Annotated in this window: 16 protein-coding genes; 7 read left to right on the top strand and 9 right to left on the bottom strand. The window is 61.3% G+C overall.

Features of this window, described 5'->3' with window-relative positions; translation table 11 throughout:
- Window positions 1-26: 26 nt before the first annotated feature.
- Window positions 27-935 (bottom strand): aldose 1-epimerase, encoded by a 909-nt coding sequence (locus HJO_RS05815; RefSeq protein WP_051618319.1) that lies wholly within the window; start codon window positions 933-935, stop codon window positions 27-29.
- Complete coding sequence (locus HJO_RS05820; RefSeq protein WP_206741816.1) at window positions 928-3435, bottom strand: glycoside hydrolase family 3 protein; 2508 nt, start codon at window positions 3433-3435, stop codon at window positions 928-930. Before HJO_RS05820 ends, HJO_RS05815 begins: the two co-directional genes overlap by 8 nt.
- A gap of 168 nt (window positions 3436-3603) precedes the next feature.
- Here HJO_RS05820 and HJO_RS05825 point away from each other — a divergent pair, with 168 nt between their 5' ends.
- Window positions 3604-6516: a glycosyl hydrolase 115 family protein gene (locus tag HJO_RS05825; protein WP_162173783.1), complete on the top strand. Its 2913-nt coding sequence runs from the start codon at window positions 3604-3606 to the stop codon at window positions 6514-6516.
- Here HJO_RS05825 and HJO_RS05830 read toward each other — a convergent pair.
- Complete coding sequence (locus HJO_RS05830) at window positions 6513-7541, bottom strand: glycoside hydrolase family 5 protein (protein WP_206741817.1); 1029 nt, start codon at window positions 7539-7541, stop codon at window positions 6513-6515. The genes HJO_RS05825 and HJO_RS05830 overlap by 4 nt on opposite strands.
- A gap of 273 nt (window positions 7542-7814) precedes the next feature.
- Window positions 7815-9572, bottom strand: coding sequence for a glycoside hydrolase family 43 protein (locus HJO_RS05835; RefSeq protein ID WP_051618322.1), 1758 nt, complete (start codon window positions 9570-9572; stop codon window positions 7815-7817).
- A gap of 154 nt (window positions 9573-9726) precedes the next feature.
- Here HJO_RS05835 and HJO_RS05840 point away from each other — a divergent pair, with 154 nt between their 5' ends.
- Together HJO_RS05840 and HJO_RS05845 are read left to right on the top strand one after the other, a co-directional pair.
- Complete coding sequence (locus HJO_RS05840; protein ID WP_035614881.1) at window positions 9727-10872, top strand: endo-1,4-beta-xylanase; 1146 nt, start codon at window positions 9727-9729, stop codon at window positions 10870-10872.
- A 135-nt stretch (window positions 10873-11007) separates the two neighbouring features.
- Window positions 11008-12039: a LacI family DNA-binding transcriptional regulator gene (locus HJO_RS05845; RefSeq protein WP_051618324.1), complete on the top strand. Its 1032-nt coding sequence runs from the start codon at window positions 11008-11010 to the stop codon at window positions 12037-12039.
- 161 nt (window positions 12040-12200) lie between these two features.
- On the opposite strand, the gene HJO_RS05850 is transcribed toward HJO_RS05845, so the two are convergent.
- Window positions 12201-13625: a sugar porter family MFS transporter gene (locus tag HJO_RS05850; RefSeq protein WP_035614886.1), complete on the bottom strand. Its 1425-nt coding sequence runs from the start codon at window positions 13623-13625 to the stop codon at window positions 12201-12203.
- A gap of 320 nt (window positions 13626-13945) precedes the next feature.
- On the opposite strand from HJO_RS05850, the gene xylB reads away from it, so the two are divergent.
- The 4 genes from xylB (at window position 13946) to HJO_RS05870 (ending at window position 19450) form a co-directional block, all read left to right on the top strand.
- On the top strand, window positions 13946-15409 hold the full coding sequence (gene xylB, locus HJO_RS05855; RefSeq protein ID WP_035614889.1) for a xylulokinase: 1464 nt from the start codon (window positions 13946-13948) through the stop codon (window positions 15407-15409).
- Window positions 15402-16745: a xylose isomerase gene (gene xylA / locus HJO_RS05860; protein ID WP_051618325.1), complete on the top strand. Its 1344-nt coding sequence runs from the start codon at window positions 15402-15404 to the stop codon at window positions 16743-16745. The genes xylB and xylA overlap by 8 nt, the downstream gene beginning before the upstream one ends.
- Before the next feature lie 10 nt (window positions 16746-16755).
- A complete protein-coding gene (fsa, locus tag HJO_RS05865; RefSeq protein WP_035614892.1) occupies window positions 16756-17406 on the top strand; it encodes a fructose-6-phosphate aldolase in 651 nt (216 codons plus the stop codon).
- Window positions 17407-17515: 109 nt separating this feature from the next.
- Window positions 17516-19450, top strand: a complete 1935-nt coding sequence (locus HJO_RS05870) for a sialate O-acetylesterase (protein WP_051618326.1) — start codon at window positions 17516-17518, stop codon at window positions 19448-19450.
- Between the two features lie 82 nt (window positions 19451-19532).
- Here HJO_RS05870 and HJO_RS05875 read toward each other — a convergent pair whose 3' ends face one another.
- The 4 genes from HJO_RS05875 to HJO_RS05890 all read right to left on the bottom strand — a co-directional run bounded on the left by HJO_RS05875 (window position 19533) and on the right by HJO_RS05890 (window position 23287).
- Complete coding sequence (locus tag HJO_RS05875; RefSeq protein WP_035614894.1) at window positions 19533-19772, bottom strand: DUF2188 domain-containing protein; 240 nt, start codon at window positions 19770-19772, stop codon at window positions 19533-19535.
- A gap of 210 nt (window positions 19773-19982) precedes the next feature.
- Window positions 19983-21476 (bottom strand): tryptophan halogenase family protein, encoded by a 1494-nt coding sequence (locus HJO_RS05880; RefSeq protein ID WP_156945433.1) that lies wholly within the window; start codon window positions 21474-21476, stop codon window positions 19983-19985.
- A 22-nt stretch (window positions 21477-21498) separates the two neighbouring features.
- Window positions 21499-22530, bottom strand: a complete 1032-nt coding sequence (locus HJO_RS05885) for a cupin-like domain-containing protein (RefSeq protein WP_035614901.1) — start codon at window positions 22528-22530, stop codon at window positions 21499-21501.
- Between the two features lie 25 nt (window positions 22531-22555).
- Window positions 22556-23287 carry a SapC family protein gene (locus tag HJO_RS05890; protein ID WP_035614903.1) on the bottom strand — a complete coding sequence of 244 codons (732 nt, stop codon included), beginning with the start codon at window positions 23285-23287 and terminating at the stop codon, window positions 22556-22558.
- Between the last annotated feature and the right edge of the window lie 4 nt (window positions 23288-23291).

Raw genomic sequence — 23291 nt, forward strand, 5'->3', positions numbered from 1 at the left:
GTATGCCCGGACCGTGTGATAACGGATCAGTTGCTCACTTGCGCCGCGATGACAATCGCGAGTTCCAGAGTTTCACCGGGTTCGAGTTGCCTCAGGCCTGCATCTTCCGGGCTGGCTGCCTCGAAGGCACCGGTACGATGCGAGACCGGCTCGAAGCAGAAGTAGGGTGCATCGGCAGGGGTGTAGACAACACAATGGGATGCGCCTGTCAGCGCCGCCACTGTCACCTCAAGGCCGGAATCGGGCTGGATGATCCGTGCGGTGCCATCCCAGCCTTCGTAGCAGTGGTCCAGCACCACGTCAGACACGGGCCGCATGGCGCCAAAGCCGTTGGCCGGGTCCAGTGCCAATACGCCTTCATCATCGCTGCCCATTGGCGGCCAGGCAGCTCGCGCATCGAACTGGAGGCGCGTGCGTGGCGTGCGCGGAAAATACGGATGAAAGCCGAGCCCAGCCGGCACCGGCACCGTGTCCGTATTCCTCAGCCGCAGGGAGAGTCCGATGCCGTGCTCTCCGACAGCGATGTCCTGGTAGCAGTCATACCGCCACGGCCACCAGGCCGACCCGTGCAACGCGAGGCCGGCATAAGCCGCATCAGTGGCGGTCACGTTCCATGGGCGTTGCCACCCTTCCCCATGGATCACATGGGCATCGCCATCCCAGTTTTCCGCCAGGTGGTATTGCTGTCCCGCATACTCGAACGTGCCGTTCCGGATACGGTTCGAGAACGGCACAAGCGGAAAGCAGGCCGATTCCAGGGCACTGGCATTGGATCCCCCTGTCTGCGGGCGCAAGACATCCAGGCCGAGATAAGTTGCCGACACAATCCGGCCACCGTGGACGGGATCAACCCTCACCTCATAGCCGTGAGACGAAATGCTGATGACGGAATCGGCGCGCCGGCCGATCCCGTCGTCCGGAACGCGCCTACTCACCGAGACATGTTTCCTGCGCATCCGCGTCCTCGAGGAAACGGACATCAGACACGGCCACCGAACCAGCCCCCGTTACCCGCAGGCTGAACGGCGACAAGACGGAGGTCAGGTCCAGATCGCTGAAGCAGCTGAGCGATACTCTGACCTCGGTCCACTCATTGGCCGCCGCCTGGGTGGCCGTCAGCGGCTGGAAGCTGGCACAGTCATCGCTGTCGCAGCGCATGCCGATCTCGACACGTCCGTCCACGTCCGACTTCATCGTGATCGCCAGTTCGATATCGCCATTGGATTCGCGCAGGTAGTTGCGCGGGGTGCCATCGCTGAATGCGACATCGCCCTGCCCCGTCCCGGCAAACCGGAACAGAAGCGCATCTTCCTGCGCCATGTGATCGACACGCGCCTGTGTGACATCGCCAAAGATCATCGCCGTCCAGCCGGCAGCGAAATCACCGTTTTCAAAGAAGGTGCTGCTGGCATTCGCAGTGGCAATCCCCTCCGCGACCGACTCATCGAGTTCGCCGACCGCAGCCGGCGCGGCATAGGTGAGGCCATAGCCGTAGGTGAACAATGGATCGTAATCGGCGTCCCCCACATTGAGGGGCGTCTGGTCTGCGCGCCTTGGCCAGGAGAAGGATAGCCTGCCCCTGAAATCGAAGCGCGGCGCCCCCTCTGCATCACCGATCAGGAGATCGGCAACGCCGCCACCTTCGCTGCCGGGAAGCCAGGCTGCCACGAAGGCGTCGGAGGCGTTGAGTTCGCGGTTGACCCAGAGCGGTCGCCCCGACAGGAAGACGCTGACAACCGGAATGCCTTCCGCCTTCAATTTCTGCAGGAGCACGAGTTCTCTCGTACCATCAAGGTCGTAGGCCACGTTCACGATATCGCCCCGGAATTCCGCATAAGGATCTTCCCCGAAGACGACGATCGCAACATCGGGCCGGTCCGTGTAGCTGCCATCGAGGCTGTAGGTGACGTTGCTGCCGGCCTCGCGGATTCCATCGAGAATGGATTGGGCATTCGGGAAGGCGGCGGCATCGGTCACGCCGCCTTGCCAGGTGAGAGACCACCCGCCGGCCTGTTTCGCGATATTGTCTGCCCCTTCCCCGGCAACGAGCACTTTGGCGTCAGGACGGATTGGCAGAACACCACCCTGGTTCTTCAGCAGGACGAGGGATTCCCGCACAGCCTGGCGCGCGACCGCCCGGTGCTCCGGGGTGCCGAGCAGGTCGGCCCTTCCGGCAAGGGGGCGCTCGGATGGCCGTGGCTGGTCGAATATCCCGAAGTAGAGCTTGGCACGCAGGATGCGCCGGACGGCATCATCGAGCCGTTCCTGCGGGATCACGCCGGATTTCACTTCAGCGAGCGTGTTCTTGTAGAGTCCGCGCCAGCTGTCGGGGGCCATGTACATGTCGAGACCGGCAAGCAGGGCGGCCGGGCAATCATCATTCGTGCAGCCGTCAATCTGGCCGTGGGCATTCCAGTCCCCGACGATGAAGCCGTCAAACCCCATGCGGTTCTTCAGGACATCGGTCAGGAGGTAGTGGTCGCCATGAATCTTCGTACCGTTCCACTCCGAAAAGGATGCCATGACCGACAGGGCGCCGGCCTCGATCGCCGGCGGATAGCCAGCCGCATGCAGGCGCACGAGATCAGCCTCGGAGAGCTGGGTATCGCCCTGGTCCTGGCCGCCGGTCGTGCCGCCATCGCCGAGGAAGTGCTTGGCGGTGGAAATGATGTGCGTGTCATTGAGGAATTCGTCCGACCCGAACGTGCCTTGCAGGCCCTCGACGATCTTCCCGGAATAGGTCGCGACGATTTCCGGGTCTTCCCCGAAACCTTCATAGGAGCGGCCCCAACGGTCATCACGCGGCACGGCTACGGTGGGCGCGAAGGTCCAGTCATGCCCTGTGGTGCGCAGTTCGATGGCGGTGACGCGGGCGATTTCGCCCATCAGGTCGGGATCACGCATCGCACCGAGGCCGATATTGTGCGGGAAGAGTGTTCCGCCGATGACGTTATTGTGCCCGTGGACCGCGTCGATCCCCCAGATGATCGGGATGGCGACTTCAACGCCTTCGGGGTCGACCGAGGCAGCATAGTAGGCGTCGACATCCGCGACCCATTCATCAATGGTGCCATAGGGCTTGCCGTCCGGGCCGGAATTGCCGCCGCTGAGAACCGAGCCGATGCGGTATTGTTTCACCTCTTCTGGCGTGATCGATCCGTTGTCGGCCTGGATCACCTGGCCAACCTTCTGTTCGAGCGTCATTTTCGCCATGAGCGCGTCGATGCGGGCTTCGATGGCGGGTGAGTTCAGATCGCTCGACACCTGCGGCCAGAGCGTCACATCGGTGTCAGGCGCCGCAGCGGCCGCCGTTTCCTGCGCCGGAGCGAGCGCGTCTGCTGTGTCGTCACTTTCGGGAGGCGCGACCGAGCTGCAGCCCGCCATGATGAGTGCAACGGCGCATGCCAGTGCCCCTCTGTGTCCATGATTTGCCATTCTGTTCCCTCCCCGGGTTTGTTTTTCTGACTTTGTCCTGTCTTCGCCGGTCCTGGTCGCTGGCCCTTCAGATAAGGGTTGCGCCAGAAAATGATGGCGTTAACATTTTGGCTAAACGAAAACACGAGTCTGTTCAACGGCAAACGGACCAAAGGGAGCGCAACAGCCATGAAAGACGTTAAAAAAGGGGCTATTCTGGTCGGCGTGGCCGCCCGTCTCCTGCCACTGGTGATGTTGTGCACGGTTCCAGCCTGCGCCCAGACGCCTGTGGAGACCGGTCCGGTCGTCCACATGCCTGCCGCTGACATTGTCGCCCATCCGTTCGATGGCGCGTTCCCGCTCTTCGACAATGGCGCGGCCACCGCCATCCTTGTCGATCCTGCCGAGGATACCGGCGTGTTGCGCGCTGTCAGGAACCTGCAGGCGGACCTTGAAAAGCGCGGAGGCGCGCGACCGGAAATACGCACGGCGATTCCCGGGGACACAGCGAACCTGATCATTGTTGGGGAGCTGGGAAAATCGCGCTGGGTATCGCAGCTGCGCGACCAGGGGCGCATCAGCGCGGACGGGGTTGCCGGCGAATGGGAGGCGTTCTCGCAGGAAGTGATCGATCGGCCGTTCGATGGGGTTGAACGCGCGCTGGTCATCACCGGCGCCGACAAGCGGGGCACCATTTACGGTGTCTATGACCTGCTCGACCGGGCCGGTGTATCGCCCTGGGCCTGGTGGGCCGATGTGCCCATCGAGCCGATCGACGCGCTATATGTGGCGCCGGGTCGCCGGGTGGAGAAGCCGGAGGTCAAGTATCGCGGCATATTCCTGAATGACGAGAACCCGGCCCTCTATGGCTGGGTCAACGAAAAATTCGGCGGGTTCAATCACGGCTTCTACGAGCATGTCTATGACCTGCTGCTGCGCCTGAAGGCGAATTACCTGTGGCCGGCCATGTGGGGCAAGGCCTTCTATGACGATGACCCGTTGAACGCAGAGCTGGCCGATGAATACGGGATCGTCATCGGCACATCGCATCACGAACCGCTCGGCCGGGCGCACGTGGAATGGGAGCGCTATGGCACGGACGACTGGAACTACGCCACCAACAAGGACACGCTGGATGCCTTCTGGCGCTATGGCATGGAGCGCATCGGTGACCGCGAGGCGATCGTCACCATCGGCATGCGCGGAGACGGCGACGAGGCCATGACGGAAGGCACGGCCATCGGCCTGCTGGAGCGCATCGTCAGGAACCAGCGCGAGATTATCGAGGACGTTACCGGCAAGCCTGCGTCCGAGACACCCCAGATATGGGCGCTCTACAAGGAGGTGCAGGACTATTACGACCAGGGCATGCAGGTGCCGGATGACGTGACGCTGCTGTTCGCCGACGACAACTGGGGCAACATCCGCCGGCTGCCCGAGCCCGGCGTCGAACGCGATGGCGGGTATGGCGTGTACTATCACTTCGACTATGTCGGCGACCCGAGAAACTACAAATGGATCAACACCACACAGATCGAACGGGTGTGGGAACAGATGAACCTGGCAGACGCCTATGGCGCGAAGGACATCTGGATCGTGAATGTCGGCGACCTGAAGCCGATGGAATTTCCCATCGACTTCTTCCTCGACTTGGCGTGGGACCCCGCAGACATTCCCCTCGACCGCCTCGCGGCCTATCCGGCCGAGTGGGCTGCGGAACAGTTCGGTCCGGCGCATGCCGCCGAGATCGGCGCGCTCCTCACCACCTACACGAAATACAATGCGCGCCGGAAACCGGAACTCCTGGAACCGGGCACGTACAGCCTGCTGAACTATCGCGAGGCAGACCGGGTGGTGGCGGACTATAACGCCCTCGCCGAGCGAGCCACGGCGCTGCGGGCCGAGCTGCCGGCGTCACAGGACGACGCCTACATGCAACTCGTCTGGTTTCCGATCCATGCCGCCGCGAACCTGAATGAGCTGTATGTCACTGCAGCGAAAAACCACCTCCATGCGCAACAGCACCGCGCGTCGACGAACGCGCTCGCCGATCGCGTCGAGCAATTATTCGCAAAAGATGCGGAACTGGCCCGGATATACCATGAGGACATTTCGGACGGGAAATGGAACCACCTCATGTCCCAGACCCATATCGGCTACTCCTACTGGCAGCAGCCCGAACAGAACAACATGCCGGACGTGGTGCGCATCGACGTGCCGGCCCCCGCCCTGCCGGGTGTGTCGGTACCGGGCACGGAAGACGTTTCGATGACGGTCGACGCTGTTCTCACCATGCCGGTCTTCGATCCCTACGGCCGCCCTGTCCAGACATTCGACGTGTTCAATGGTGGCCAGACGCCGTTCCCGTTCGAGGTATCGACAGACGCGGACTGGGTGCGCCTGTCCGCGCCCGAGATGATCGTGAAGACCGAGATACCGGTCACGGTGTCGATCGACTGGGCACGGGTTCCTGCTGGAACGTCGTCGGCCAGTGTCTGGGTCAGCAGCGGCGAGACCCGTATTCCCGTGACAATCCCTGTACACACGTTCGAAGTGCCGGCTGAAGGGCACCCGTTCATCGAGACCGGGGGTATTGTCAGTTTCGATGCATCCGATGCCCACCGGTTTGGAAATGGCGATACTGTGCAATGGAAAATCATTCCCAATCTCGGGCGCACAGGCGACAGCATCACGCCGTTTCCCGTTACGGCGGCATCGCAGACGCCCGGAGCCGACGGTTCGCCACGCCTGGACTACAATATCTACGTCACTGAGCCCGGCACCTACACTGCCGACGTGACACTTGCGCCAAGCCTCGACTTCCGCGGCAAGGGCGGCCTGCGATATGCAATCTCCGTCAATGACGCACCGCCCCAGGTCGTCAACATCAACAGGGACACATCGCCGGAAGCCTGGCGCCTGACAGTCGCAGACTACGCAAACGTCCAGCGTACCGAACACGTGATTGAGCAGGCGGGCCTGCAACACGTGACATTGTGGATGGTGGACCCTGGCGTCGTGTTCGAGCATGTCACGCTGGCGCGCGGACCGGTGCCGGACGCCTATCTCGGCCCGCCCGCCAGCCCGCAGGCCCGCCGCTAGGGCGCCGGGGTCGGCACGGCCCCGTCGCCGGGTGCCTGATCCCAGGTGGCCAACAGGTTGCGCACAAGACGGCCGGACTCGGTGAGATCACGATCACGCCACGGCCCGGTCGGACGTGTGCCCGGCTTGAACAGGGAAGCGCCTTCTTCCTTGTCGCTGACCGCCCAATTGGCGTGCGAGAGTTGGTTCTCGCGGATGAAGTCCATCCATTCGAGCACCGACGCCGTATCAACGGCGCCGTCGCCGTCATAATTGACTCCGCCCCACTCGGTCACGAACAGGGCGATGCCTGCGTCGAGCGCGGCCTGGGCCTTCTCGCGCAGCGCCGCCTTGTGGCTGCCTGCATAGAAGTGGAGCGCGTAGGCAACGTTCCCGGCACCGACCAGCGGATCGGCCGCGGCCTTGTCGACATCCTGTGACCAGCTCTGCGTTCCGACCACGATCAGGTTGTCCGGATCGATCTCGCGAATGGCTTCGATCACTGTCTGCGCATAGGGCTTGATGACATCGGACCAGTCCGCAGTGTCGAGCGGCTCATTATAGATTTCGTAGATGAGATTGGGGCGGTCTCCATATCGCCGGGCGATGGTCTGGAAAAATGCGACGGCCGCTTCGGGATGCTCCTCTGCCCGGTGGGAATGCCAGTCCACCAGGACGTAAACTCCCTCGTCAATCGCACCGTCGATGACGGCGACCGCGCGTGCGAGATTCGCGTCAGGATCAGAGAGATAGCCACCCTCTGGATCAACAGATATCGCCGCCCGGACAAGGCTGGCGTTCCAGTCCTTTGCGAACCGCCGGACTGTCTTGCTTGCATAGAATTTCTCCTGCCCGCCTCCAGTCGTACTCCAGAAGAAGCTGACGCCTGCCAAGGATACGGGCTGGCCTGTTTCGCCGACAATGCGATTTCCCTGCACGGACAAGGCGCCGTGTGCCTCAACGGGCGTCGGCGCATTGCCAGCCCCCAGACGGGAACACCCGGCCAGGGCCATGACGACAACAATTGAAAGCAGGATTTTCTTCATTACAGGTGCTCCGGACAATCTGGCCGCGGGTTATCAGGGCTTTCGCGGAATCAAGCCCGCCTGCCGCGCAAGGCTGGTCGCCAAAGTGGCCTTGAGGTTCTGGCGTGAGGCCGGTGTATCGAGAAGGCTGATGATCGCATGGAGGAGCGAACTGTTCAACGACGCTAATGGTTTCCGGCCATAACCAGCGAGCCTCTGCGACCCGACATGCATGACCGGTTCATTGCCGAGAATTGCGCCGCCGACGATCTTGCGTCTGTTTGAACTTCGGTATCAGTCGGAGACCGACGCAGATTCGGCGTAGAGGCCGAATATGGCGCCGACGAAGCCGCCCGCTTCCCGTGTGCTGAGGAGCTTCCCGTCGACGTCGCTGGCGAGTTTCGTCCAGGCCTCATCGCCTTCCAGCCTGTAGCTGAAATCATAGGCATCGGCCCGCGCCGTGATCCGAAGCTCGATCGGCTGGCCATCCCGCAAGCTGATAGCCCGGGATGCTATCATGTCTCCAGCCACAGGTGACGTTGGCCCCGCGCGCTTGCGCAAACGGATGAGCGATTCACCGGCCTCGTTCCGCGTCAGGCCAAGGGCGTAGAAATAGTCATCGCTCTGCAGTGCCGCCAATCCGGCCTCGTCGTCGGGGCCCTTTGCCGAGAACGTCAGGGATGTCGTCGCAACAGCGTTCTGGTGCTGCTGGCGCCGGCCCCACAGCGATGGCTGGGCACCAGCGCCGAGGGGCACCGGCCGCGCCTTGATACGGAGTTTCCTGTCCGCCAGCGACCACCATTCGGTTTCCGGCACGCGAAGCGTCATCCAGCTGGATGGCAGCGTGTCGCCGTCAAATTCCTCGCGGATTGCAAAATTCCCGGATGTCGGAGTGGACGGCGTGGCGACCGAAAGCGCGGTGGGCCGCTCGGTCATCACATAGGGAACCTTGTCGTCCCCGCGCGTGATGATCGGCCAGCCGTCCTCCCAGTCTACCGGCATCAGGAAGGTTTCGCGTCCCGTATTGTAGAAGTCATCTTCATAGGGTCGCACGCCCAGGAATGTCGCCCACCAACGCCCCGCCCCGTCCTGCACAAGATCAGCGTGACCGACGGACGTGATCGGATCCGGTCGGTCTTCAGGAAGATGGCGCTGGGTGAGGATCGGATTGCCGTCAAATGCCGTGTACGGCCCTGTGACCGACTGCGCGCGCAGAACCACCTGCGAATGGTCGACAGCCGTGCCGCCTTCCGCTGCGCTGAGATAGTACCAATCCCCGATGCGGTAGATATGCGGGCCTTCGATCCAGATCGGCTTGTCTTCCGGATGGACACCGCCATTGATCAGGACCACTGGCTCCGAGATCGACTGGAACGTTTGCGGGTCGACTTCGCGGATCCAGATCGCCCGGTGCCCTTCATAGAGCGAGCCCTCCGGGGGCACATCATTGTTCATGACATAGACCTTGCCATCCACGTCAAAGAAGAGTGACGGATCAATGCCGCCGATATCCGGCAGCCAGACGGGGTCAGACCAGGGGCCAGCGGGGTCAGTGGCGGTGACGATGAAATTGCCACCGCAATCGACGCACGTGTTCGCGACGAAGAATGTGCCGCCGTGATAGCTGATCGTCGGAGCGAATACACCGCGTGATAAACCGAGGCCGTCAAAATCCAGCATGCCCGGCCGGTCGATCACGTTGCCGACCTGCGTCCAGTTCACCAGGTCGCGGCTATGCATGACCGGAATCCCGGGGAAATAGGCAAACGTGGATGTGACAAGGTAGAAGTCATCGCCCGCCCGCGTGATGCTGGGATCGGGATAGAAGCCCGTCAGGATCGGGTTGAGGTATCCTTCCTGCGGCTCCGGCGGATTCGCGAATACGGGATCGTCGCCGGAATAGTCGAACCAGTCGAACTGCGCCACCGATGGTCCGGATGTTTCAAGGCCGTCTGGCGCAACACTGTCATGCGCGGCAGGGCCGCCGCACCCGATCAGGCTCATGGCGGCAACCGCCAACACGATTCTGCCCATGGATCGATTCAGGGTCATGGCCTACTCCCTCGCTTGCATTGCGTCAGTTTTATCCGGAGCGATCGTTAGGCCTATGGACGCTCGATCCATGATGGTGGTAGCGTTACCATATCGGAATCCATGGCACGGGGTCAACGCCAGAAGCCCCGGCTAGAAAACAGGGAGGAGCAACATGAACCAGCTTTCGCGACGGGAATGCCTTGCGCTTGCAGGAGGTGGATCGGCCGCTCTCGGGTTGGCCGGTTGCGTGAACGCGGCGACCACCCCAGACGGCGACATGCCGCTCGGACCTCCGCTGCGCACGCTCGCCAGCGAAAAAGGCCTCCGCTTCGGATCCGCGATGTCGTCGGGCCAGCTGGACGATGCGAAGTATCGTGAGATCATGCTGTTTGAATGTGGCACGATGGTCGCCGAGAACGAGCACAAATGGTACACGATCTTTCCTGATCCGGACACGGTCAATTTTGCGCCGGCAGACCGGCTCGCTACCTTCGCTGGCGAGAACGGCCTGACGATGCGCGGCCATACGCTCCTGTGGCACAGGGAGATGTGGTCTCCGGAATGGGTCAATGCACTGGAGTTTTCAAGCGCATCCGAAACGGCCGATTTCGTGGAACAGAAAATCTCGCTCATCGTGGACCGGTACGCTCCGGCCATCTACGCTTGGGACGTGGTCAACGAGGCGATCGATGATGAGACCGGTGAATTCCGCCAGACATCGCTCAGCGCCAAAATGGGCGAGCAACTGATCGACCATGCGTTCCACGTTGCAAAGGCGCACGCTCCAGATGCAACCCTAACATATAATGACTTCATGAGCTGGGAATCGACGAGCGCCGCACATCGCACGGGCGTGCTGAGATTTCTCGAGCGATTGAAGGCACGTGGTGTTCCGATTGATGGCCTCGGACTGCAAAGCCACTCCAATTATGAAATGCCGAATGAGTTCACGCGAGCCAGACAGCGCGACTGGGTCGCTTTCTGCGACGAAGTGGTCGGAATGGGCCTGGACATCTACATCACGGAGTTTGACGTGAACGATACCCGTCTTAAACCGGATATTGCTTATCGTGATGCGCTGATCGCGAGCTATACACGCGACTATTTCGATCTGATGCTGGCCTATCCGCAACTCAAGGAAGTCCTCGTGTGGGGCATGGTGGACGACCAGAACTGGTTACAGACCTTCCTTCCGCGAACCGACGATGTCGAGAAGCGCCCCACCGTCTACGACAGTGATTACAAGGCCAAATCCATGCGCCGGGCACTTGCGGACGCATTCAACGCAGCGGCGTATCGCCAACCAATGGCGCCATAGTAGTGCATCGTGCCCCCATTGCGGTCACCGGCGGCAAAGTTCCTCAATTGCTGGGTGAACGCCCTTGCCAACCCTGTCTTTGGATAGTTAGACGCTGAAACCTATATTAATTGCCAGTGAGCGGACGGGATATCAGTGAACAAGCGGCAACCGATTACGATCAAGGAAGTAGCAGAAGCCGCCGGCGTCTCGCAGATGACCGTTTCCCGGGTCCTGAACAAGCAGAAACTGGTCAAGGAATCCACGCGATTGCGTGTGGAAGCTGCGATTGCAGCGCTCAATTATCGTCCAAACCTCATGGCACGCGGCCTGGCCGGCGGAAAATCCAAACTGATTGGTCTCGCCTACTACAACCCCAGCCCGAGTTACCTGAGCGCCCTCCTTGTCAGTGCATTGAAGCAGTGCCGTGATCTCGGGCACCACCTGGTCATCGAAGACTTGTCGGATATCGAGGGCGACCTCGACAATTCGGTCATCATCGGGCGGCTGAGTTCCATCCGGCTGGATGGCCTGATCCTGGCGCCGCCCCTGAGCAACAACCGGACCCTGCTGAAACTGATGCAAGACATGGGGATTCCGGTCGTCGCGCTGAGCTATCGCGACCCCGGTTCCAACCATTCAAGCGTCGCATTTGACGACGTCGCCGCGGCCTTCCTGATGACGGAATTGCTGATCGAGAACGGCCACAGCCGGATCGGGTTCATCCGGGGCCCGCTCGAGCATCCATCCGCCCGCCAGCGCCAGATCGGTTATGAAAATGCGCTCAAGGCGCATGACATTCCAGTGGACAAGAGCCTGATCTTTGACGGGGATTTCACCTTCAAATCGGGGATGGACCTCGCCAACGACGTGCTGGAACTCAAGACGCCTCCAACTGCCATCTTCGCGAGCAATGATGACATGGCGGCTGGCGTGATCGCCGGGGCCCAGCGACGCGGCGTAAAGGTGCCGTCCGAACTGTCGATCGTCGGTTTCGACGATACGGCGATCGCGGCGGCGATTTGGCCGCGCCTGACCACCGTGAAGCAGCCCATCGCCGAAATGGCGCAAACAGCTGTCGACATGATCTCCGACATCACGAGCAGTGCGTGGGACGGCGAACCGGCGCATGTGACCATCGACACGATCCAGATCATCGAACGGGAAAGCCTCGTGAAGCGCAGCTGAGCGCGCCGCCACACGGGCCGTTTCAGGTCATTTCCTCGCGGGCCGCGAGGCAAGAACGACGCGCCATCGGGATCGTTCGTTTCATATCCAACGATATCTTTCGAATAAAAAAGCAGCAGGCGGTAAACCACCTGCCGCTTTTCGCATCGATCGGACGCGTCCTAGTTCAGCATTTCTTCCAGTTCCTTGCCCTTCGTCTCTCGAACCGCCCAGACAACGAAGAATATCGAGATGAATGCAAACACGGCGTAGATGCCATAGGCACCCGCCAACCCGATCGCGGCGCTGCCGAGCATCATCGGGAACGTCCATGTGATCAGGAAGTTCGCAATCCACTGGAAGAACCCTGCCACAGCGAGCCCGGATCCCCTGATTTGGTTGGGGAACATTTCGCCCAGCGACACCCACATGACGGGGCCCCACGACCCATTGAAGAAGGCCACATAGGCATTCGCGGCCAACAGTGCGATCAATCCGATACTGCCCGGCAGGATCACATGCTCGTCCACGACCCGGGCCTGCGAGAAGCAGAAAACCAGAATGGCCAGGGTCACTGCCATGCCGATCGAACCGACAAACAGGAGCGGCTTGCGTCCGATCCGGTCGATCAGCGCAAGGGCGATGATCACCGCGATGATGGATACCGCGCCGGAAATCACGTTGATCAGCAGGGCGTCCCCTTCAGAGAAGCCAACGGCCTGCCAGAGCACAGCGCCATAGTAGAACACGACGTTGATGCCGACGAGTTGCTGAAAGGTCGCCAAACCGATGCCGATCCAGACAATCGGCCGGAGAACCGTGCCCTTTGCAAGCACGTCCGACAATTTCGGCTTGTGATGATCGGCGGCAAGAGAATGTTCGATCTCGCCAACCTTTTCCTGCGCACGCCGGTTACCACTGATGCGCGCCAGCACGCTCTCGGCTTTTGCCATGCTGCCCTTGACCACGAGAAACCGCGGGCTCTCGGGAATGAACAACAGCGCGACCAGAAAAAATGTTGCCGGCAGAAGTTCGATCCAGAACATCCAGCGCCAGGCCTCGAATCCGAAAAGCCACTCGTTGAGTGACGATCCGGCGGCCCCGGCGATGAGATAATTGCTGAGGAACGCGATGAACAAGCCGCTGATGATGGCAACCTGCTGGATCGACGAAAGGCGGCCGCGATACTTGGCCGGAGCAATCTCGGAAATATAGGCTGGCGACATCACGCTTGCGGCGCCAACGGCCAGGCCACCGATGACACGGTACACGATGAATTCCGGTGAACTGCCGGCAACGCCCGAACCCCAGGCGCTGACTATGAAGAAGCACGCTGCAGCGATCATCATCGTGCGCCGTCCGAACAGGTCCGACAGGCGTCCCGCAAGTGCCGCACCGACCGCACAGCCAAGCAGCATGGACGCAACATTCAGCCCGGTCCCGATTTCTTCGGAATGGAAGGCAACCCTCAGGCCGTCTACGGTTCCGTTGATAACGCCGCTGTCGAAGCCGAAGAGAAACCCTCCGATCGTCGCCACGCAACTGATGAGTATCACGAATGCAAAGTCCCCTTCGGACTTGCCGGACATAGATGTGGTATCGGTCATTTCGCCTCCCCTTTTCGATCGGTGGATTTAGCTCCGCCTGATCATCTCTGCTTCAGATCGAACCCTAAAATGTTAGGGCTATCATTGCAACGCTAACCTACCCCACTCAAAGCTCAAAGCGATTTCGCCTTGGTGGAACATCTGACCGTCTCACAGCGCGTACCGCATTCACAACTCCAGCGTGATCAATTTTTTTGAGCCGTGCAGGGGAGAAAACGTGCGCTCCACTCTTGTCGGAATATACCTCAGATGTTAGCGGTATCAACAAGCAATAATTAAATTGCGCGCGGCCTCGACGGCGCTCAAAGGGAATTTGATCAGTGTTTTTGGGAATCGATATCGGCACTTCCAGTGTGAAGGCGCTCCTGCTCGACGACGCCGGCGCGGTGGTCGATACGAGCAGTGCCGACATCCCAATTTCGCGACCGAAGCCGCTTTGGTCCGAGCAAAAGCCGGCAGACTGGTGGACCGCGACCAACATGGCCGTGGCCAGTCTCGATGTGAACAAGCGCCACCGGGTCAAGGCCGTCGGCCTCTCGGGGCAGATGCACGGCGCAACCCTGCTCGACAAGGCGCTCTCGCCGCTCAGGCCGGCGATTCTCTGGAATGACGGACGCAGCGTCGCCGAAAGTGCCGAACTGCAGGAACGCGAGCCGGAATTCGTCAGCAAGGGCGGCAATCTTGTGATGCCCGGCTTTACCGCACCGAAACTGGAATGGGTGCGGCACCACGAACCGGACATCTTCGCAAAAATCCACAAGGTGCTGCTGCCAAAGGATTATGTCCGCTTGCGCATGACCGGCGATGTTGCATCCGACATGTCCGACTCTGCCGGGACGTTGTGGATGGATGTCGCAAACCGGCGTTGGCACGCGCCCCTGCTGCAAGCGTGCGGATTGTCCGAAGAGCAGATGCCAACCCTGTACGAAGGCACGGAGCCGACAGGCGTCCTGCGCCAGGAAGCTGCCGAAGCATGGGGCATGGACCGCGTGCCTGTTGTCGCAGGCGGTGGGGACAATGCGGCGGGCGCTGTCGGTGCCGGCGTGGTTGATGAAGGCGATGCCCTCCTGTCGCTCGGAACCTCGGGTGTCATTTTTGTTGCCGGCAATACTTTCAGGTCAAATCCCGGCTCTGCCGCACACGCATTCTGTCATGCGCTGCCGGACCGGTGGCACCTGATGTCAGTCATGCTCAGCGCAGCGAGCTGCCTGGACTGGGCCTGCCGCGCAACCGGCACGAAGAATGCCGAACAGCTAATCGAAAAGGCCGAACGGGACGGAACGCTCGCCTGCCAGGAGGTCTTCCTCCCCTACCTGTCAGGTGAGCGAACGCCGCATAACAATCCTTATGCGAGCGGCGTCCTGTTCGGTCTGAGTCATGACACAGGCACGGCGCAGATCGCGCAGGCCGTCCTTGAGGGAGTCGCGTTCGGCATGGGCGATGGCCTGGACGCGCTGCTCGCCGGCGGTATCGACATCCGGTCGATCTCCGTCATCGGCGGCGGGTCACAATCAGCCTATTGGGGACGCATTCTGGCCGCTGTTCTGAAGCGGCCATTGTTCTATCGCGACGGGGCCGCCAACGGCCCGGCGCTCGGCGCTGCGCGGCTCGCCCGCTACTCCCAGGCGGGCGGTTCGTTTGAAGACGCATTCGCCGCCCCCGCGACGACGAACGTGATCGAACCGCACGACGCCGACATGGATCTTCTCGACGTCAAACGCGAGAAATTTTCACGCCTTTACAAGGCGCTTTCACCCGAATTCACAGGAGCTTCGAATGGCTGACACTAATACATCATTGAGTACACGTTCGATATTTTCAGATATCGCGCCGATCAAATTCGAAGGGCCGGATACCGAGAACCAGCTCGCGTATCGCTACTACAACAAGGACCAGATCGTCCTTGGAAAGCGGATGGAAGACCATCTCCGCATGGCTGTCTGCTACTGGCATTCGTTCTGCTGGGACGGGTTCGATATTTTCGGCGCAGGCACGTTCGACCGCCCGTGGCACGGCGGTGCCAATGACCGCGCAGCTGCGGACCTGAAAATGGCCGCCGCCTTCGATTTCTTCAGCAAGCTTGGCCTCCCCTATTATTGCTTCCACGATGTCGATGTGACGGAAGCCTCCGACACGCCCGATGCGCTGTCGAACAACTTCAAGCGCTCCAGCGACAATCTCGCCGCCTACCAGGAAGAAACCGGCACCAAGCTGCTGTGGGGCACGGCAAACCTTTTCAGCCACCCGCGCTATGCCGCCGGCGGCCTGACCAATCCCGACCCGGAAGTCGCCGCCTGCGCGATCCGGCAAATCCGGGATTGCCTCGAGGCGACGCACCGTCTTGGCGGTTCGAACTATGTGCTGTGGGGAGGCCGCGAAGGCTATGACACTTTGCTCAATACCGACCTCAATCGCGAGCTTGAGAATTTCGGACGCTTCCTGTCCATGGTGGTCGAGCACAAGCACAAGATCGGGTTCACCGGGAAGATCCTGATCGAGCCGAAGCCGCACGAACCAATGTACCACCAGTATGATTTCGACACTGCGACGATCTACGGCTTCCTCTCGCGGTTCGACCTGCTGGGTGAAGTGCACGTCAATATCGAACCGAACCACGCGACCTTGTCGGGACACAGCTTCGCGCATGAAGTTGCCACGGCCGTCTCTCTCGGCATGATGGGGTCGATCGACATCAATAGCGGCAACTACCAGAACGGCTGGGACACTGACCAGTTCAATCTCGACAGTCGGGATATCACACTGGCGCTGCTCGAATTGCTGCCGTCTGGCGGGCTTGATACAGGCGGTTTCAATTTCGACGCCAAGGTCCGGCGCCAGAGCAGCGAACCGGTCGACCTGTTCTACGGTCACATCGGCGGCGCGGATGCCCTCGCCCGCGCCCTCCTGGCGGCTGCCGACCTGGTCGAGCGTGGCCAGATCAGTGAGATGAAACAGAAGCGCTATGCCGGATGGGACGGTCCCCTCGGCCAGAATATGACGTCAGACCAGGCGTCGCTGGCCTCGATCGCGGATCAGGCAGCGACAGCCGGATTGAACGGGACGCACAGTTCAGGGCACCAGGAATATCTCGAAAACCTCGTCGCCCGCAGCTTGAAATAGGACGCAGGCGATGGAATTCTTTGTTGATACGGCTGACCTCGAAGCCATTGCGGAGCTGAATGCGCTGGGCCTGGTGGACGGCGTCACGACCAATCCAAGCCTGGTCAAGAAAGTGGGCCGTGATTTCAAGGAGCTGATCGCCGAGATCTGCGCCCTGGTTGATGGCCCGGTGAGCGCCGAGGTCATCTCGGTCGATGCCGAAGGCATGCTGCAACAAGGCCGGACGCTGGCGGGGATTGCCCCGAATGTGGTCGTCAAACTGCCCCTGACACTGGCTGGTCTGCAGGTCTGCAAGACCCTGTCCGGCGAGGGCATTGCGACCAACGTCACGCTCTGCTTTTCAGCCAACCAGGCCTTGCTCGCCGCCAAGGCGGGCGCGACCTATATTTCGCCGTTCATCGGCCGGCTTGATGACATTCATATCGACGGCGTCGATCTGATAAGCAACATCCGAACGATCTATGACAATTACCAGTTCGAAACGAAGATCCTCGCGGCGTCGATCCGCAGCCCGCTGCATGTAAAGGACTGCGCGCTCATCGGCGCCGACGTCATTACAGCTCCGCCACCGGTCATCAGCGCGCTTGCCAATCATGTCCTGACAGACAACGGCCTCAAGACCTTCCTGGCTGACGCAAAATCAGCAGGCATCACGATCTAGGAGAACCCCGGTGTACCAGCTGCATATCCCGTACCTCCTGGGCCGCAGCGAACTTGGCCACCCGGCCCACTTGCCGGGTGGCGCATTTTGAAAACGGAAGACTACCGAGATGAAGTTCGATATCCGACTGTCCGTGCTTTTCGCTGCAGTGATGACCCTGATGCCGTCTGCGCTTGCCATTCCGCAGCTGGACGGGCCGGTTACGGATTTCGCCGTCCTGCAGCGCGGATCTGAAATCCCGCTGGCGGGAACGGCGACTGCGGGGTCGCCGGTATCGGTGACGTTCGGGGATACCGAAATCTCCACGACAGCAGATGCCTCAGGCGCCTGGCAGGCCGGGCTTGCGCCGCTTCCGGCGGGAGGGCCCTACGACCTGGCGATCAGCGATTCAGATGGTGGGCTGGTCCTTCACGACATTCTTGTTGGTGATGTCATCCTGTGTTCAGGCCAATCGAACATGGAGTTTCCGGTCTATCGGGCACTGAACCCAGACCGGATCATTTCAGAATCGATCAATCCAGCCCTTCGTTTGTTGACGATCCCTCACGTCTCCAGCATCAGCGAGCAGCGCCAGCTGCCGACAGGCGCGGTTTGGACAAAGGCCGAGGCCGACCCCATCAGGGACTTTTCGGCTGTCTGCCTGGCCACCGGGCTCGCGGTTCAGGAGGCGAGCGGTGTTCCCGTGGGGCTGATCGATTCCTCCTGGGGCGGCTCGCAGATCGAGGCATGGCTTTCGGCGGCCGACCTTGAGGACCTGGGCACTTTCACAGACCAGTTGAGCCAGCTCGCGCTCTACGCAAGCGACCCCAAGGCCGCGATGAGGGCCTATGGAGCGCAGTGGCAGACCTGGTGGCGCGGCGCCTATGACGGCGACGAGACCTGGGCCGGCCCGGCGACCGGGCCGGGCTGGAAGACGGCGCCGGACATCATGACCGACTGGAAAGCCTATGGCGATCCTACCACGGCCGATCACCTTGGCCGGGTGTGGTTCGGGAAGACATTCACACTCTCCCGGAAGCAGGCGCAGGACGGCGCAAGCCTGTCGCTGGGGCTGTTTGACGATACAGATGCAACCTGGATCAATGGTCACTTCCTGGGCTCGACGTCCAGCTGGACGGATCCGAGAACCTATGCCGTGCCAGCTGGCTTCCTCAAGCGGGGCGAGAACACGATCATTGTCAATGTCCGCAACACTTACGGTATGGGCGGGATGCTCGGCCCCAATGATGCAGTCGCCCTGCACCTTGGGTCGACCGAGACCATTCCGCTGGGATCAGACTGGACGTACCGGGTTGTCAGCGAGGACAAGGCCGGAGGGCCGCAGCCACCCTGGGAGACAGTCGGCGGCTATACCACGATCCACAATGCCATGATTTCGCCGCTGGCCGGGTATCCGCTTCATGCCGCCCTCTGGTACCAGGGGGAAAGCAACGCGGATCGCGGCACCCAATACCAGCCCTTGCTCGAGCAGCTGATCGCCAGCTGGCGCAAGGACTTTGGCGCGGACCTTCCGGTCGTCATCGTGCAGTTGCCGGGCTATGGCGCGATGCCGGACAAGCCCGGGCCATCGGGATGGTCGGACGTGCGCGAAGCCCAACGACGGGTCGCGGCGGATGATCCGAGAACCGGCCTCGCCGTCACCATGGATGCCGGCGAGCGGACCGATATCCACCCGGCGAACAAAGCGGTCGTGGCAGAGCGTGTGACCAAGGTGCTGGCCATTCTGACCGGCCGGGACACGGGCTTTCCTGACGGCATCGCGCCTGTCCGGGCGCAGCGAAATGGCGACGCCATCCTGCTCGAAATGCCGAACGATCAGTTGAAAGTCATCGGGGCCGCCAGGCCGATCGCGTTCCAGGTCTGCAGCAAGTCCGGCGATTGCGCGTGGGCAGATGCCAGCCTGGACGGCGCGCTGATCACCGTCACCGTACCGGCCGGGGTGCCAGCAGCCGATGTCCGGTATTGCTGGGGCGACGCCCCGATCTGCAACCTCTTTTCCAATGACGATGTTCCGGTGAGCCCGTTCCGCATGGCGCTCGACTAGCGGGTCTGCGAGTGCCTGCACACCCGCCCGGAGCCTGCTTTCAGTGTCCGGCAAAAGTGCCTGATTGGGTGGGAAGAGAGGCCTAGCCGTCCACGTCGGTCTGGGGCCGGTCTTCGCCATGGGCATATTCTGTGTGCCATTTGCCCGCTTCATCCTCCCAGGTGATGTGCGCATCCTTGCCGGGAAGGTTCTGCCGGCGCGCCGCGGACAGGGCTGCTGCACGCGCTGCATCATGAGTCCTGAACTCTTCCGACAGGGTGTCTCCGAGCTTGTAGACCCAGCCATCTCCATGACGGACGACATGATAGACGATCTTTTCCATGGTGCTTCTCTTCCCTGCGATTTGGTATTGATACGTCACGCCAGGGATCCTCGTCGGACACCCGGGGCCGGGTACGTGTTTGCATGCGTCGTGGGTTGCATATTGGGCCGTGCACCATTGCCTACAAGGGCGCAGCGCTGGAGGCAGATCAGCGCACGGCGTGAACGGTCTGGGAATCCGCAGGCCCTGACATGGCCGGCGGCGGGCACCTCACGCCCCTACAGGCTCGCCCAGGTAGCTGTTCAGGAAATCCTGGTGCAGCGGCATGCGATCAACGCCTCTTGCGACATTGGCGCGCAGGCCGTTCAGGGCGATCTGCATCTGTTCGGTCGACATGAGGCGACCGAGATGGTGGCGTCCCTGCGGCTGAAGCCGTTGGCCCATCATCACCTGTAACCATGAATCGACCTGGAAGAGCTCTGATTTTTCCTGGTGGATCAGGCCGGTATCACGGAAGAGTTCGATCCGGTTGCGTAGCGAATCCGGAATGGGCATCGCCGCACGGTCACGCCAGAACACGCTGTCGGTGCGTTCCGTCAACTTGTAGTGCAGCACGATGAAATCGCGGATCTGCTCAAGTTCGATGCGCGCGAGATGGTTGTAGCGCCGCGAGAGCGCTTCGCTGATGCCATGGAACGGGAACATCTGGACAAGGCGCATGGCGTGGATCTGGATCAGGTGGATCGAGGTAGATTCCAGGGGTTCGACAAACCCGCTCGACAGCCCGATCGATACGCAGTTCTTGACCCAGATGTTGTCGCGGCGCCCGGTCCGGTAGCGGATCAGGCGCGGCTCGGTAAGTGGCTCGCTGTCCAGTTCGGCCAACAGGCGCGCACGCGCCTCGTCGTCGGACAGGTTTTCCCCACAATAGACGAGCCCATTCCCGACGCGGTGTTGCAGCGGAATGCGCCAGCGCCAGCCGGCATCATGCGCGATGGCACGGGTATAGGGCAACGCGGGGCCGGTTGATTCAGTCTGCACCGCAAGGGCGCGGTCGGTTGGCAGCCACTGAGTCCAGTCCTCGAAGCCCGTGTTCAGCGTCTTTCCGATGAGCATGGCGCGGAATCCCGTGCAATCAATGAACAGATCGCCGTCAATCCGCTCGCCCGACCGCAGGACAAGCGTCGTGATGTTGCCGGTCTCGCCGTCCTGCTCGACCGTTTCGATCAGGCCCTCGATACGCTTCGTGCCATAGGCTTCGGCCAATTTGCGGAGGAATCCGGCATAGACGCCGGCATCGAGATGATAGGCGAAATTGATCTGAGATTTTTCCGACGTGGCGAATTTGCCGGCCTGTGCAGCCTTCAGTTCCAGGCAATAGTCGCCAAGTTCGCCAGCCAGCCCCATCTCGCGGGCCTGAAGCCAGATATGGTGGAAGTCAGCCATCCATGTCGATTTCCCGACCATGCCGAAGGAGTGGAAATAGTGATCGCCGATCTCGCCCCAGCCTTCGAAGGATATCCCGAGCTTGAACGTTGCCTGCGTGGCGCGCATGAATTCACGCTCGTCAATGCCAAGCAGGTGATGAAAGGTGCGATGCGTCGGGATCGTCGACTCGCCGACGCCGACGGTGCCGATATCATCCGACTCCACAAGCGTGATGTCGATGAGGGGACCGAGCTGGCGGGAAAGCGCCGCCGCGACGATCCAGCCCGCCGTGCCTCCGCCGGCAATAACGACCTTCTTCACAACCTGATCATTCACGGCGGGCTCCTTTTCCATCTTGTTACCGATTGAGGCGCTGCAGCAGTTTCGCGCGCAGGCGCCGGGCGCGCTGCTCGTCCATGGGCGCAAGATCGCCCTGCATGTGGTCTGGCAGATGCGCGCCTGCCTGCCCTGCCGGGCCGAAGACGTAATAATCGAACAGGGCCTTCCAGGCGCGCTTTTCCTGTTCAGGCCGGTCGCGCAGGCTGAGAAGGCCGTGCAGCAGTGTATTCTGGGGCGTGTCGATATAGGCTGGCGAGGTATTCCACCAGTAATTCATCATCGTGTTGAAATCGCTGAGCGCTTCGACATGGTGCCACCAGAGCGCCGGATAGAAGAGCGCGTCGCCGGGTTCGAGGTCCGCGACTTCGGCAGTCTCGAGCGCGTCGCGGAACCGCGGATGGCGCTCAAGGTCCGGATCCCGGAAGTTGACCATGCTGACGACCTGCCCGCCGGGTGTCGGCTCGAGCGGACCAGGATAGAGGTTGGCCACCTGCTCGGGCGGAAACAGGGTGAACCGCCGCTGTCCGACAAGGCAGCAGGCGATATTGTTCGACATGTCATAATGCGCGGTGGCGGTGGTCCGGTTGCCGATCCAGACACCGACGACCGGCGGGTTGCGCGCGAACATGTCGTCGTTCAGCACGAGGTCGTTCTGCGCACGAAAGCCCGGCAGGTAGAGGTCTGCGTCTGTTGAGCCGATATAATAGGAAGGCGCAGCAGGATCGCCGAGATGTTCGCGGATCCGGTCAAGATAATCGGTGAGCTGGACCCTGCCCCGCTCGAAATTCAGGCCCGTGCCGTCTTCATTGTAGAAGTAGCGGCCCTGTATCTCGGGCGCGCATGTATAACCGACAACCGGGCGTCCCTGATAGAAGGATGCGAGATGGGCCATTGCTGCCTGCGGCGAGACGCGACCTTCCCGCACGAGCGGCCAGTCCCTTGCGACGCCCTTCAGGATCGTTGGCACTTCTGCGCGCATCAGGTCGCCATAGGGAATGGCATCGGGCGCGAGGCCTTCGATCACTCGTGTCTTTCGTTGCACTTCGACCATGAGCTGATGACGTTCCCTGCGAAAGCTACGCGCCTGTCGCGCGTCTGGCGTTCTTGAGCGCTATCAGCCTGCTGACATTCGGCAGGGATGCAAGAACGAGATAGGCGGCACGCAGGTAACCGGCCCTGTGCAGGCTGGTCAGCGCAGGGCCCTCGAGCGCGGCAAGCTTGTCTTCATTGATAGAATAGACGTCAGGCACCGTGTAGACGGTGTGTTCATCGAGCCGGATGTCCAGCGAGGCAGGTTCGATCAGGTCTGCCTGCTCGAACGCCGCAAACATCGGCGCGGCGATTTCGGCGCCCTTGTTGATGACGCGCAGCACATGGCTGACATGCTGGAGATAGGGTGTGTTGCCGCCATGCTTCAGGAACAGGGGCTGGCCCTGGGTCCGGCTGACGCGGGGATTGTCGAGGTCGACATAGATGACGGGTTCGCGGCGGGTTTCGCCGTCGATTTCCTGGTCCTGGAAACCGATGATGAATGGGCCGCGCTGGTGGATAGCCGGCACGTACCGGCCCTGCCAGCCGCTTTCGTCGAGGAACAGGTTTTCGCCCTTGTCGAGCCCCAGCAGGGCAACCGAATAGAAGGCGCCAGCATCATCCTTGCGGAAGAGGATGGGGTATTCGCGCTGCACTTCTGCGTATTCCGTCGGAAACACCACCGTCTGGTTGAGCTGGTCGCCATAGTCTGTGCCATGGCCGGTGAGGACTTTCAGGTCCTGGTGGTCAATATTGTTGAGGAGTACCGTATTGGTCATTCTG

Source organism: Hyphomonas johnsonii MHS-2, assembly GCF_000685275.1.
GTDB classification, from domain to species: Bacteria; Pseudomonadota; Alphaproteobacteria; order Caulobacterales; family Hyphomonadaceae; genus Hyphomonas; species Hyphomonas johnsonii.

Coding starts and splice junctions, on each gene's coding strand:
- HJO_RS05820 (WP_206741816.1), bottom strand. CDS start 3,435: ATGGCAAATCATGGACACAGAGGGGCACTGGCATGCGCCGTTGCACTC.
- HJO_RS05825 (WP_162173783.1), top strand. CDS start 3,604: ATGAAAGACGTTAAAAAAGGGGCTATTCTGGTCGGCGTGGCCGCCCGT.
- HJO_RS05830 (WP_206741817.1), bottom strand. CDS start 7,541: ATGAAGAAAATCCTGCTTTCAATTGTTGTCGTCATGGCCCTGGCCGGG.
- HJO_RS05835 (WP_051618322.1), bottom strand. CDS start 9,572: ATGACCCTGAATCGATCCATGGGCAGAATCGTGTTGGCGGTTGCCGCC.
- HJO_RS05840 (WP_035614881.1), top strand. CDS start 9,727: ATGAACCAGCTTTCGCGACGGGAATGCCTTGCGCTTGCAGGAGGTGGA.
- HJO_RS05850 (WP_035614886.1), bottom strand. CDS start 13,625: ATGACCGATACCACATCTATGTCCGGCAAGTCCGAAGGGGACTTTGCA.
- xylA (WP_051618325.1), top strand. CDS start 15,402: ATGGCTGACACTAATACATCATTGAGTACACGTTCGATATTTTCAGAT.
- fsa (WP_035614892.1), top strand. CDS start 16,756: ATGGAATTCTTTGTTGATACGGCTGACCTCGAAGCCATTGCGGAGCTG.
- HJO_RS05870 (WP_051618326.1), top strand. CDS start 17,516: ATGAAGTTCGATATCCGACTGTCCGTGCTTTTCGCTGCAGTGATGACC.
- HJO_RS05875 (WP_035614894.1), bottom strand. CDS start 19,772: ATGGAAAAGATCGTCTATCATGTCGTCCGTCATGGAGATGGCTGGGTC.
- HJO_RS05885 (WP_035614901.1), bottom strand. CDS start 22,530: ATGGTCGAAGTGCAACGAAAGACACGAGTGATCGAAGGCCTCGCGCCC.
- HJO_RS05890 (WP_035614903.1), bottom strand. CDS start 23,287: ATGACCAATACGGTACTCCTCAACAATATTGACCACCAGGACCTGAAA.